The organism is Mixta gaviniae, from assembly GCF_002953195.1.
Lineage (GTDB): Bacteria > Pseudomonadota > Gammaproteobacteria > Enterobacterales > Enterobacteriaceae > Mixta > Mixta gaviniae.
Genome location: NZ_CP026377.1, coordinates 4,162,274 through 4,175,617 on the forward strand (window position 1 = coordinate 4,162,274; position 13,344 = coordinate 4,175,617).

The window sequence follows — 13,344 nt, forward strand, 5'->3', positions numbered from 1 at the left end:
CATCTTTATCGCGTTCTTCACCCCAGGCGTCAGGGTAGATAAAGAAACAGAGGTTGCATGTTATGGCTACGCTTACCGCCAGCCTTGTTGTAATGCGTTGGGAATTGCTGAGCGCTGTATTGATGTTTTTCGCCAGCACGTTTAAAACCAAATGCCGTCAGACGAGTCATCCGGTAATGGCTTTTCTGTTTAGCGGCATCGGCGTAGGCGTGACCTGCTGGTTTGTCGCCGGTCTGCTGGGCATGACGTTCAGTATGGAAAACATGAATAATTTCCTGAACATCACCAAAGACGCCTTTATTAATATCATGAGCCAGACGCCGCCCGAATGGCCGATGCCCTGATAACCTGCACGATAAAAAAAGCGAGCTGAACGGCTCGCTTTTTTATTGCGTCATCTATTTCCCCGCGCGCCCGGGACAACTACACCTTTTTCAGCATGGCCGGCAGCGTCACATCGGTAACGTCCGCCACGCCGACCGGTACATGCGGCGCAACAATACGATCCTGCAGCCACATCTCGCCCATCATCTTATTCAGGCCGCGGTCGAGACCGGTAACCAGTCCGGCGCCTGGGGTAAAGGTTAATTCACCGAACCAGACCTGCTCTTCATCGATATACCAGTCAACGCGCACGTAATCGAAATCTTTTGCCAGCGTCTTACTTAACGCTAACGCCTGCTCCAGCTTCGGCATCACCTGATTAATATCCAGGCCGGTATCGCGGATTTTGTACCAGGCTTCATGCAGATTGTTGACGTAGAAATTCATCGACAGCGCCGGATTGCTGCGGTTATAAATTACCTGCAGCACATATTCAAAATTGCCGTCCTTCTTATTGAACATGTGGAATTTATAATCGATCGGCGCGCTTTTGCCGTCACCGATATATTGCTCCACCAGAATACGCGGCTTGATATAGCGATAGTGAATTTCGCGGGCTTCTTCAGAAAAATCTTTGCGCAGCCATTCATGGCAGCGATTCACAATCAGCTGCTTCTGCAGGCTGTCTGGCTCTTCCAGCAGGATTTCCACCATGTTGGAGCCGTGGTTCGGCTTCACAACGGTGTTCTTCAGGCTCGGCAGGCTCAGCAGCGTCGTGGGGTCGCTGGTCTCATGCACCAGCGGAATCAGGTACTCATCGCCAATCACATCAGCAATATAGTCACGCACCGTAAACTTATCGGAAAGCTTGCTGTAGCGTACGTAGTCGCCATTAACGAACTTGCGGTACAGCACCTTCTCGTTGAACAGTTTGGGTTCACGAATATTGGGTAGTCTTTTAAACTTACGAAAATAGTGAATGCGATCCTGGTATGCCCACGGCATTTTTTTTACAAAATAAAGAACGCTTCTTCTTAATTCATCTTTAAACTTAGACATCTTAACCTCATTTGTAAGTTTTGTAGTTGAGTGAGGAAACGTGGATCTTGCGAATGACGCCATTTTTAAAGAAGTAGTTCATTACGGTCAGGGACAGGATCTCCGTGATTAAAACGCTCCACGCTGCGCCTTTCAGCCCCAGGCCGGTAATTAATACCCAGCTCAACGGAACGCTAATCAGCATCAGGCAAAGAATTTTCTTCAGCAGATAATTAAAACCTCCTTCTTTGACCATATAACGGTACGCGACCGTCCCCATTGACGACAAGCAGGTTGCTAACGACAATAATGTAATGATACTTCCGGACTGTGTGTAATCTTGCCCATAAAGGGTAATAATGATCTTCTCACCGTACAGGGACACGATAATCAGCATCAAGAGTGAAACAACCATGACATAGCCATTCAAACGCGCAGTCAGTTTTAATGCTCTTTCCGACTGCTCCCTGAATATTTCAGTGAAACTTGAGGTAATGATCGCCGCCGGAATAAATATCCATGAAGCCGATATCATATTCGCTGCGGTGAACAGCCCCACATCCTTTGCCGTCCCCACACTGACAAGGAAGAATTGCGACATTTTTATCTGAATTGAAATAAATATGCTCGAAACGGCCAATGGCAGCCCGGCATAAATAAGATAACGCAGATAATTACCGCTTTTTCCGCGCGGCGGCGCCTCGTCGCTAAAGGCCTGATAAAAAGTGCGCCTTTTTATCATATAGGGCACCAGCGTGACCGCGACGATAGAGAGCGTCAGCCAGAGCGGGCTCAGTTTCAGCCAGGCGATGGTGAAACTGATGGCGAAGCTCAACAGCATGCCTGCAGTGTTGGCGAGGGTATTCAGCCGCGACGCCAGACGCGCATTGTTGAACACGCTAAACGTATCCTGCGTGACAAACATCGCCGACAGGAACGAAGCCAGCGCAAAGGCGAGATAGTTCTCGCGCATGTGATAGTACATCCACACCAGCAGCGGCAATGAGAGCAGCAGCAGCAGCGCCAAACGCAGCTTACGGGCGATGGTCATCAGACGCACCCCTTTCTGCGCGCTTTTGCTGATGCGCTTGAACAGAATTGTCTCAGTGCCAAAGATGGCGATAGTTTGCACCACGGAAAAAAGTGATGCTGAAAAGGACATCTGCCCGAATACCGTAGGACCGAAAGATTTCGCCACATAGGACGTGACAAAAATGACGCCAAATATGGAGACGAATTTTTCGGAGATCATCCACGCGGCATTGGACATCACACTGTATTTCATCGACGCATCCTTTGTATTTCCACTACTCACACATATGAAAACGACATCCATGTTTAAAACGTACAATTACGCACAGTGAACTCTGGGCTGAGAGCATTAAAAAAACGCGTCTGCCTGACGGTTAATTTAATAACAGTTACTTGCCATCTCCTGAGATTAATCTCAGAACCTATCTGATAAAAACTGGCCTTTTCATTTCCCTGTAAACGATTTCATAGAAATTATTTTGAATGACAACCCTGGCACAAATTTGCCGTTACGCAAGCCATAAAAGCGCGCTGGGGTTGCCGAAATCGTTTCATCTGTTCGGGAGAGAATTTATAACAAAAGTAAGTTTTGAGGAAGGTATGGGGAGGAGCCAAAGATAAAATAAGAGAAATCCCATGATGATATTTCTACAGGATAACTTAACTTATTGCTTGCCATTCAAATCGCGCACTTTAATACGCTGCTCTAATATTCCAGGGGATTAGATCCATTTATTATTGCAGCCGTTCTCATCCATTAATTGATTAGAAAGGTAACAGCATTTATGAGAAAGTCACGATACACCGAAGAGCAAATCACCAATGCGATTAAAGCTTCCGAGTGTGGCGTTAAGGTCAAGGATATCTGTGAAGATCTGGGTATTTCCGAAGCGACCTTCTATAGCTGGAAGAAAAAATACGCCGGTCTTTCATCGGAGGAAGGAAGGAAAATCAAAGAGTTAGAGGAGAAGCTGCAGGCGCTAAGCCGCGAACTGCAGACGCTCAGCTCAGACAAAGCGATGCTGCAAAGCGTAGTAAAAAACTTCTTTACTACCAATGATAAGCGTCAGGCGGTTAATTATTTGCAGGATACATTTGAGATAGGGACACGCCGTAGCTGCCGTTTACTTGATATCAGCCGCAGCGTTTATCACTATCCATCCAGCCAGTGTGATAACCATTGATTAAGCATGTTTTAAAAATGACAGGACGACACCGCTAAGCAAAGATATGTGAAATTAATAAAAAAGTTAAAAAACAGCCTTTCGTACCATTTTTTCCTAAACTATTTCGGTTTGGGCACAACTGTTTTTCAGGCTTTCTTTTAACACAGTTACATTAAAACCCTTTATTTCAGGCATTTCCCGGCTTACCTTTCTTTACGTATTGGAGAAAGGCTGCCGGGAAGTACTTTATCTCTATTAATACCCAACCCATTTTCCCCGCCCTCTTGTTAAACAAAGCTTATGGTTTTATGATAGCCATCACACTTTGCTTTCTCACATAGCTGTGACAAAATCCCCTAAAAACCTTTCTGTTTACGGGTGTACTGTAACAGAACCCCACCGCATTAGTTAAGGGAACATGATACTTTAGTACGGTAAAACGCCATTTGCAGGGCAGTGCGGCGCCTTTACTTTCACAATAGTTAATGTTTTCGTGCGTGAAGAATGGGCAGCCGCTTCGCTTGTTTTAGCAAACTCAAGTTATGGATGGCGCGCGATTTGCCGCTTATTGAGATCCAAGTCACATTAGGAATACAGTAGTATCCCTGGATATTCCCCGCTTAAGCTGAAACCTTTTAGCGAAAAATCCGATAGCGCGGCAATATGGACTTATGGCATGACAATCATAGAGTTAGTGCGATAAAACGCCGCTGTGGGCGTCAGAATAACTTCAGGTTAATCCTAATAACAGGGCCATTTTAAATCCGCCCAGTTATTAGCACTGGTTTAGCGTGATTTTTATTTCGGTGCCGGGCATTTTTTTCGTAAAGCGGGCTATCGCATGAAAATTCAACTAAAAATGGCAAAAAGGCGATGAGGGTTTTCTTAAAAACATCATAACGTCGGCGATCAAGCGGTAATTACCGCTCAGGCGGTCGACGGGAAATATCGTTCAATCCGCCGCCAGTCAGCGCGGTAAATTTGCCCTTGCCGTGTCGATTATATGCGCTATTTTCCCCTGCGCGCGACGCTTCCCCCGGCAAAAAGCGCCGCCGGAGACGATTAAACGTACCCTCAGCGGCAGGCGGCGTGCTGCCGCTGCCGTAGCGTGTCGGCTGTAAACGCTTCCAGCAGGGCGCCTCGTCCGCGCCGTTATCAGCGCCATTTTTTACCTGGCCGCCGCCAAAAAAAAGGCGGCCATAACGGCCGCCTGCGGTAAGTAAAGGATCAGTGTGCCGGCAGCTGGAACGCTGACACGGTGTTTTTCAGGTAGTTGACCTGCTCCTCCAGCGAAGAGGCAGCCGAGGCGGACTCCTGCACCAACGCCGCGTTCTGCTGCGTTACGCCGTCCATCTCTGTGACCGCCTGTTCGATTTGCAGGATACCGCGGCTTTGTTCGTCCGACGCGGTGGAAACCTCCTGCATCAGCGCGCTGACGCGGGTCACCGATTCGATAATATTGGCGATCGCCTCGCCGGTTTTGCCCACCTGCTGCGATCCCTGATTGATGCCGCTAACGGAATCTTTAATCAGCCCTTCAATTTCGCGGGCGGCGGCGGCGCTGCGCTGCGCCAGGTTACGCACCTCGCCGGCGACCACGGCGAAACCGCGCCCTTCCTCACCGGCGCGTGCCGCCTCTACCGCGGCGTTCAGCGCCAGGATATTGGTCTGGAATGCGATGCTGTTGATCACCGAGGTGATCTCCTCAATCTTACGCGAGCTTTGGGTAATGCCGCTCATGGTGGCGATCACCTCTTTCGACACTTCGTCGCCGCTCTGCGCCGCTTTCACCGCATCCTGGGTTAAGCGCGTGGCCTGATAGACGTTATCGGTGTTCTGTTTTACCGTGGCGCTCAGCTCTTCCATGCTGGCGGCGGTCTGCGTCAGCGCCGAAGCCTGCTGCTCGGTGCGCGAAGAGAGATCGATATTACCGGCGGCAATTTCCTGCGAGGCATTGGCGACGCTGTGGCAGGAGTCGCGCACCTGGCTGATGATCTGAATCAGCGACAGGCGCATCTGCTCGATAGAGCGCAGCACCTCAGAAATTTCGGTACGTGAAGTGGCGCTGACCGTCACCGCGTGCTGTAGCTGCCCGTCGGCGATTTTGCTGCATTGCTCTTTCGCCGCCAGCAGTGAATCCAGCAGGTATTTTTTCAGCAGGAAGTAGATCAGACCAAGGATAAAGATAAAGATCACCGCGAAGATGACCAACATGATCACCGAGAAGTTGAAGTTTTGCTGGGCGGTGGCGTTCAGCTGCTTCGCGTAGGCTTCATGCAGCGCCAGCACTTTATCCAGTGCGATTTCATACTGACGATCCAGTTTCGCCACCACCGCAATCTGATGGGTAAAGCCCGCCTGATCGTGATTGTGCGCGGCGGCCATCAGCGGCGCGATCCCCTGCTGTTTATAAGCGACCCAGGCCTGCTGATAGGCCTGCAGCAGCGCCTCTTCATGCGCCAGACGGGGCGCCTTCAGATAGGCCTCAAAGGCGTCATCCATCTTTTGCACCAGCGTATCGACGCCGGCCAGCCGGGCGTTGGCGTTATCCAGATCGCCTTTCTCCAGCTGCTTCATATATTCCATCAGATGCACGCGCAGGTTGCGGCTGTGGTTGATCGGATCGATGATCGACAACACCACGCGGATCTCTTTATTCACACTATCGAGGGAGTCATTACTGCGGATGAACAGCCAGGCATTGGTCACGGAGCTGATCAGAAAAATGGCTAAGAGCGTAATCAGAATTAACAATGAACTGCGTTTTATGGTCATCAGAACTGTCTCAATATAAAACCGTACCTTATATATCGGCATTTTCAGAGACGGGTTTAAGCGCATTTTCGCTGCAAAAATGGCAATTCAGGCTCATCTTGTTGCAGGTGATTGATTAAGCTGCTAAAAAAAGAAAAGCTTTCCTTATGTTCCGGCTTCTTTTTTCCCGCTTTCGCTCTGCGCCGCCATACGCGCCCATTCGCGCTGCCGCCACTCGCTGGGCGTCTGTTGATAAACCTTGCGGAACAGGCGGGCAAACTGCATCTGATCGCTATAGCCCACCGAGCAGGCCACCACCTTTACCGGCAATTTCTTATCTTGCAGCAGCGAAACCGCCTGCGACATGCGCAGCAGCAGCAAATAGTGTTTGGGGCCATAGCCGAACTGCTGATGAAACAGACGGCTGAGATAGCTGCGGTCGATGCGACAGTAACGCGCTACGTCGGCGATATCGAAACGCTTCTGATAGTTGCGCTCCATCCAGGCGATGGCCTTATCAAGGTGGCGGTTTTCGCTGGCAGCCATGCGGCAGCCCGCCGCCGCATGGCTGACCATCGCATCCAGCAGCAGCAGCGTCTGCCCGGCGATGCGCAGCGCCTGATGCGTTTCCAGCGCGATAATCGCACCGAGCGTTTGCGCCACTTCCCTCTCCTCCGGCCGCTGCGCGCGATAGCGCGGCATCGCGCGGCTCAGGCCGCAGGATTCAAAAGCGCGGCTGGCGATCGGCCCGTCAAGTTCGATCCACATATACTCCCACGGACGGCTTTTATCCGCGGTATAGGTGGTGATCTCATGCGGATGGATCAGAAACGCTTCGCCGGCGCCGACCCGCCACTCGCCGGTTTCGGTGAATAAGGTACCGCCGCCCTGCAGCACATAGTGCAATAAATAGTGCTGACGCACCGCAGGGCCGTAACTGTGCTGGCTGGCGCAGGCGTCATGGCCGAACTGATAAACATTCAGCCCCAGATGGGTCATCTCTTCCGGTCGTAAATCTTTCTGCACCGCGCGCTCCCGTCACTGGTTCACAAATCGACAATTTCCCTGCCGCCTTCAGCGCCAGTATAAGCGCGCGGCGCGACGGTAAGATGCGCACATCACGACAGTGCGAAGATGATCACATTTCATTTACCGCTGCCTTTTTTGCCATATGGAAGTCACAAAGCGACATATTCCACACGCCTCTCCTCGCTTACAGTCAGGCCGGACACTTCATCAAAACAGCGCAGGGTGACTTATGAAAATTACATTTATTGGCGCAGGCAGCACCGTGTTTGCGAAAAACGTGTTGGGCGATATCCTGGCGACCCCGGCGCTCGCCGATGTCGATATTGCGCTTTATGATATCGATGAGCGGCGGCTGAGCGAATCCTGGAATATGCTCAACAATATCAACCGCAATGTGAACCAGGGGCGGGCGACCATCGCGAAATATGTTGGCGTAGAGCAGCGTCGCGCGGCGCTGGCGGGCGCCAGCTACGTCATTAACGCCATTCAGGTCGGCGGCTATCAGCCCTGCACCCTGACCGATTTCGAGATCCCGAAAAAGTATGGCCTGCGCCAGACTATCGCCGATACGCTGGGCATCGGCGGCATTTTCCGTGCGTTGCGCACGCTGCCGGTGATGTTTGACCTGGCGCGCGATATCGAGATCTGCTGCCCTGATGCCTGGCTGCTGAATTACACCAACCCGATGGCCTCGCTGACCGGCGCGATGCTGCGCCATACCGGCGTGAAGACGGTCGGCCTGTGTCACAGTGTGCAGGTCTGCGCCGGGACGCTGCTGAAATCGGTGGATATGCCGACCGACGGCGTGAAATACCATATCGCCGGTATTAACCATATGGCCTGGCTGCTGAATATTACCCGCCACGGCGAAGACATTTACCCGGAAATCCGCCGCCGCTCCGCCGCGCTGACCCACAAACATGATGATATGGTGCGCCATGAGATCATGCGCGTTTTCGGCTATTACGTGACGGAATCCTCCGAGCATAATGCGGAATATATGCCCTACTGGATCAAGGGGCGCTATCCGGAGCTGATCGATCGTTTCAATATTCCGCTGGATGAGTACCCGCGCCGCTGCGTCGAGCAGATTGAACAGTGGCGCGAGGTCGGCGAGCGGCTGACGCAGAATGAATCGCTGATCCACAGCCGCACCCATGAATACGCCTCATGGATTATTGAAGCGATCGAAACCGATCGCCCCTATAAAATCGGCGGCAATGTGCTGAACAGCGGCCTGATCACCAACCTGCCCGCCGAAGCCTGTGTCGAAGTGCCCTGCCTGGTCGACGGCCAGGGGATCACGCCATGCTATGTCGGCGATCTACCGCCCCAGCTGGCCGCGCTGAACCGCACCAATATCAACAGCCAGCTGCTCACCATCGAGGCAGCGGTCACCGGTAAAAAAGAGCATATCTACCATGCCGCGCTGCTCGATCCGCACACCTCGGCCGAGCTGTCGATCGATGACACCATCCGGCTGTGCGACGATCTGATCGCCGCGCACGGCGACTGGCTGCCGGCCTGGCGCTAACGTTACCTCCCCCCTGCATAAACGGCGCGGAAGTCGGTTCATGGCTGTGGCTTCCGCGCCGGATAAATGAGGAAAGCATCATGAGCGTTTCCCTGAAAACAAAAATCAGCTATGGCTTCGGCGCGTTCGGCAAGGATTTCGCCATCGGCATCATCTATATGTACCTGATGTACTACTACACCGACGTGGTGGGCGTTTCGGTCAGCATGGTCGCCACGCTGTTTCTGGTGGCGCGCATTCTCGATGCGCTGGCGGACCCGATCATGGGCTGGATTGTGGAGCGTACCCGCTCGCGCTGGGGCAAATTCAAGCCCTGGATCCTGATCGGCACGCTGCTGAATGCCGGCGTGCTGGTCAGCGTATTTTGCGCTCATCACTTCAGCGGCACCGGGCTACTAATCTATATCTGGGCGACCTACCTGCTGTGGGGTTTCACCTACACCATTATGGATGTGCCTTTCTGGTCGCTGGTACCCTGTATTACCCTCGACAAACAGGAACGCGAAGCGCTGACGCCCTGGCCGCGCTTTTTCGCCAGCAGCGCCGGTTATCTGACCGGCGTGCTGGGCCTGCCGCTGGTTCAATGGCTGGGCGCAGGCAACGAGGGCGAAGGCTTTATGCGTTTTACCTTTATCCTGGTGTTCTTTTTTATCCTCTCTACGCTGGTCACCCTGCGCAACGTGAAAGAGCGCTACTCATCCTCGCACAGCACGCAGCAGGTCGCGCACCGCCTGCGTGACGTGTTGACGCTGATTTACCGCAATAAGCCGCTGTTTGCCCTGCTGATTATGGCGCTGTCGTGGAACCTGGCCCACAACATCATCACTTCGTTCGCCATTTATTACTTTAAGTATGTGGTGGGCCGCGCCGATCTTTTTCCGTGGTATATGATGTTCGCCGGCGTCGCCAACCTGCTGGCGATCGTGCTGTTTCCGAGGCTGGCGCGCCGCTTTTCACGCCGCAAGCTCTGGATCGCCGCCTCGCTGCTGCCGGTGCTGAGCTGCTTTTTACTGCTGGGCGTCGCGCTGTTCGCGCCGCAGAGCGCCAGCCTGATCGCCCTTTCCGGCATGCTGGTGAATATCGGCGGCGCCTTTTTCTGGGTGATGCTGGTGATTATGGTGGCCGACACCGTTGACTACGGCGATTATGCGCTGGGCATGCGCATCGAAAGTATCGCCTATGCGGTGCAGACCATGGTGGTGAAAGCGGGTGCCGCCTTCGCCGGCCTGGTGATCGGCGTAATGCTGGGGTTAGTGGGTTATGTGCCCGGCGTCGCGCAAAGCAGCGGCACCGTCGCCGGCATGCAGGCGATTATGGTAGGCGCGCCGCTGCTGTTTTTCGTTATTACACTCTGGGTTTATCGCCGCTATTACCATCTCGACGGCGCGCTGCTTAGCCAGGTACAGCAGCACCTGCAGCAAAAATATGGCGCGGGCAAAGGCGAGACGACGCCAGAAACCGCGCCCGCCGCCCTGCCGCTGGACGCGGCCAGATAGCCGCCGCCGACAGGCCGCCTGCGCAGCGCGGCCTGTCGGATCCGTCTCTGCCTGCGCGACGCGCATGACCGCTTATTGTCAGCTGCGCGGCGCGACCTGACCGCGCCTTTCTCCCCGAAGCCCTGCCGCCCGAGCGTGCCTTACTCCGGTACGGGGCCGCGGTGTCTCGCATTAATCTTCCGTTTTGCCGCCTGCCTCACAGCGCGCGCGATTAACCTTCGCTGACGCTATCGCCGTTGTCGAAAAATGTGCAATGATTAGCTAAATCGGTTTAGCTTCATTAGCAAAAGGATAAACGCATGACAAAACGTGTCTGGGTATTGGGTGATGCTGTGGTGGATCTGTTGCCGGAGGGCGAACAGCGCCTGGCTATCTGTCCGGGCGGCGCGCCCGCCAATGTCGCGGTCGGCATCGCTCGCCTCGGCGGTAACAGCGCCTTTATCGGCTGCGTCGGCCAGGATCCCTTCGGCCAGCTGCTGCAAAGCACGCTGGAGCAGGAAGGGGTCGATACGCGCTGCCTGCGTCAGCTGCCGGACCAGCGCACCTCTACGGTGCTGGTCGGGCTGGATGACGAAGGCGAACGCACCTTTACCTTTATGGTGCGCCCCAGCGCCGATCTCTTCCTCAGCGAAAGCGATCTGCCGACCTTCGCCGCCGGCGAAGGCTTACATCTCTGTTCTATTGCACTCAGCGCCGAGCCTTCGCGCAGCGCCGCCTTTAGCGCCATGCGCCGCATACGCCAGGCGGGCGGCTGGGTCAGCTTTGATCCTAATCTGCGCGAAGATCTCTGGCGCGACGCGCAGGCAATGCGCAGCAACGTGGCGGAGGCGCTGCGTCTGGCGGATATCATCAAGCTGTCACTGGAGGAGCTGCACTACCTTACCAACAGCAGCGATCTGCACCAGGGCATCGCACGCTTTACCACCACCTTTCAGCCCGCGCTGCTGCTCATTACCCAGGGGAAAGCAGGCGTAACGTTGTGGCGCAACGGCGAGACGCAGCATTTTCCCGCCCCGCAGGTGAAGGTGGTCGATACCACCGGCGCCGGCGACGCTTTTGTCGCCGGGCTGCTGGCGGCGCTGATCGCTGACCCGACGCCGCTGGCGCCGGACGATATGGCGCGGGCGATCGCGAACGCGCAGCGCTGCGGCGCGCTGGCAACCACTGCCCGCGGCGCGATGACCGCGCTGCCCCGCCTGGAACAGGCATAAAAAGAGAAAATTGCTGGCCCGGTCACATTTACTAAACCGGGTTAGCAAGATCTGTTGATCATCCGATCCGCTTTTCAATATCCTCCTGTCGAACCGGTTTAGCAAAACCGCTAATCCTCTGGAGAAAACACCCATTGATTAAGCTCAACCCTTTGGCCGCTGCCGTCGCTTTTGGCTTATGCAGCGCCCCTGCCGCCTTTGCCGATACCAGTGTCGATCAGCTTGCCGCCCGTCTGGCGGCGATGGAGGCGCGCCTGCAGGCCGCCGAACAGCGCGCCGCGGAAGCGGAAACCCGTGCCCGCCGGGCTGAGCAGCGCGTCGCGGCGATCGCCAGCCAGCACGATCCGGCGCGTGATAACACGCAGCAACCGGCGCTGGCGCAGAACGGCGCGCCGGCGGCACAGTCCGTCACCCATAACAGCGCGGTGCTGGCCCCGCAGGGCAAGGCGCAGGGAGCGATGACCGCTGCCGCCGTGCCGGGCGCCCCGGCCAACCCGCCCGCCGCCGATACGCCGGCGGTGGCCGAAGGGTTTGAATTTCACGGCTATGCGCGTTCCGGGCTGATTATGAATGACGCCGCCACCAGCACCCAAAGCGGCCCCTACCTGACGCCGGCGGGTGAAACCGGCGGAGCGGTTGGCCGCCTCGGCAATGAGAACAACACCTATGTCGAACTGAACCTCGAACATAAAACTCGGCTGGCAAACGGCGCCACCACCCGTTTCAAGGTGATGCTGGCGGATGGCCAGGAGAGCTATAACGACTGGACCGCCGACACCAGCAGCCTGAACCTGCGTCAGGCGTTCGTCGAGCTGGGCAGCCTGCCCGCCTTTAACGGCGTGTTTAAAAACAGCACCCTGTGGGCCGGCAAGCGTTTCGATCGCGACAACTTCGATATCCACTGGCTCGACTCCGATGTGGTGTTCCTCGCCGGCACCGGCGGCGGCATCTATGACGTGCGCTGGAACGACCAGCTGCGCAGCAACTTCTCGGTTTACGGGCGTAACTTCGGCGATATCGAGACGGTGGATAACACCATCGAAAACTATATCGTCACCGCCAATAACTTCGTCGGCCCGTTCCAGTTTATGCTCAGCGGCCTGCGCGCCAAAGATAACGAAGAGCGCGTCAATCGCGCGGCACGCAACGATAACGCAGGCGATACCGGCTACCACGCGATGGCGGCCTGGCACAGCGACAGCTTCTACGGGCTACGCGCAGGTCAGGCGAAAAGCGCGCTGCTCTACGGCCACGGCCTGGGTGCGGAGGTAAAAGGCATCGGTTCGGACGGCAACCTGACCCGGCAGGCGGAAACCTGGCGTCTGGCCAGCTACGGCACCACGCCGCTGAGCCGGACGTGGAGCTTCGCCCCGGCGCTGCTGGCGCAGCAGAGCCGCGATCGCTACGTCAACGGCGACGACTATCGCTGGCTGACCTTCAACGCGCGCTTTATCCAGGAGATTAATCAAAACTTCGCGCTCGCCTGGGAGGGGAGCTATCAGTACATGGATCTCGATCCGCAGGGCTTTAAAAACCGCCAGAACGTCAGCGGCAGTTTCTACAAGCTGACGCTGGCGCCGACCTTCAAAGTCGGCGATATCGGCGATTTCTTTACCCGGCCGGAGATCCGCTTCTTCGCCAGCTGGATGGACTGGGACAGCGCGCTGGATCGCTACGCCAGCGACGACGCCTTCGGCAGCAGCGGTTTTAGCGCCGGCGGCGAATGGAACTTCGGCGTGCAGATGGAAACCTGGTTCTGA

General features: G+C 55.3%; 10 protein-coding genes. 6 read left to right on the forward strand and 4 right to left on the reverse strand.

Translation table 11 applies throughout. The annotated features are described in order from the left end of the window. Positions 1-62: 62 nt before the first annotated feature. Positions 63-344, forward strand: a complete 282-nt coding sequence (locus tag C2E15_RS19545; RefSeq protein WP_104958765.1) for a YjcB family protein — start codon at positions 63-65, stop codon at positions 342-344. Between the two features lie 79 nt (positions 345-423). On the opposite strand, the gene C2E15_RS19550 is transcribed toward C2E15_RS19545, so the two are convergent. Then, positions 424-1,383 (reverse strand): ATP-grasp fold amidoligase family protein, encoded by a 960-nt coding sequence (locus C2E15_RS19550; protein ID WP_104958766.1) that lies wholly within the window; start codon positions 1,381-1,383, stop codon positions 424-426. A gap of 7 nt (positions 1,384-1,390) precedes the next feature. Then, complete coding sequence (locus C2E15_RS19555) at positions 1,391-2,647, reverse strand: oligosaccharide flippase family protein (protein ID WP_104958767.1); 1,257 nt, start codon at positions 2,645-2,647, stop codon at positions 1,391-1,393. A 532-nt stretch (positions 2,648-3,179) separates the two neighbouring features. Here C2E15_RS19555 and C2E15_RS19560 point away from each other — a divergent pair. Continuing rightward, positions 3,180-3,578 carry a transposase gene (locus tag C2E15_RS19560; RefSeq protein WP_104958768.1) on the forward strand — a complete coding sequence of 133 codons (399 nt, stop codon included), beginning with the start codon at positions 3,180-3,182 and terminating at the stop codon, positions 3,576-3,578. Positions 3,579-4,787: 1,209 nt separating this feature from the next. Here C2E15_RS19560 and C2E15_RS19565 read toward each other — a convergent pair. Next, entirely contained in the window at positions 4,788-6,335 is a 1,548-nt protein-coding gene (locus tag C2E15_RS19565) for a methyl-accepting chemotaxis protein (RefSeq protein ID WP_104959238.1), read from the reverse strand. A gap of 144 nt (positions 6,336-6,479) precedes the next feature. Continuing rightward, positions 6,480-7,340, reverse strand: coding sequence for an AraC family transcriptional regulator (locus C2E15_RS19570; RefSeq protein WP_146108567.1), 861 nt, complete (start codon positions 7,338-7,340; stop codon positions 6,480-6,482). A gap of 232 nt (positions 7,341-7,572) precedes the next feature. On the opposite strand from C2E15_RS19570, the gene melA reads away from it, so the two are divergent. From melA to C2E15_RS19590, 4 genes are all read left to right on the forward strand, one after another. Next, complete coding sequence (melA, locus tag C2E15_RS19575; protein ID WP_104958770.1) at positions 7,573-8,877, forward strand: alpha-glucosidase/alpha-galactosidase; 1,305 nt, start codon at positions 7,573-7,575, stop codon at positions 8,875-8,877. An 80-nt stretch (positions 8,878-8,957) separates the two neighbouring features. Beyond that, positions 8,958-10,373, forward strand: coding sequence for a melibiose:sodium transporter MelB (gene melB, locus C2E15_RS19580; RefSeq protein WP_104958771.1), 1,416 nt, complete (start codon positions 8,958-8,960; stop codon positions 10,371-10,373). Between the two features lie 299 nt (positions 10,374-10,672). Beyond that, the gene (locus C2E15_RS19585) at positions 10,673-11,584 is read left to right on the forward strand and encodes an aminoimidazole riboside kinase (protein ID WP_104958772.1); all 912 of its coding nucleotides are present in this window, start codon (positions 10,673-10,675) and stop codon (positions 11,582-11,584) included. Between the two features lie 134 nt (positions 11,585-11,718). After that, the gene (locus tag C2E15_RS19590; protein ID WP_104958773.1) at positions 11,719-13,344 is read left to right on the forward strand and encodes a carbohydrate porin; all 1,626 of its coding nucleotides are present in this window, start codon (positions 11,719-11,721) and stop codon (positions 13,342-13,344) included.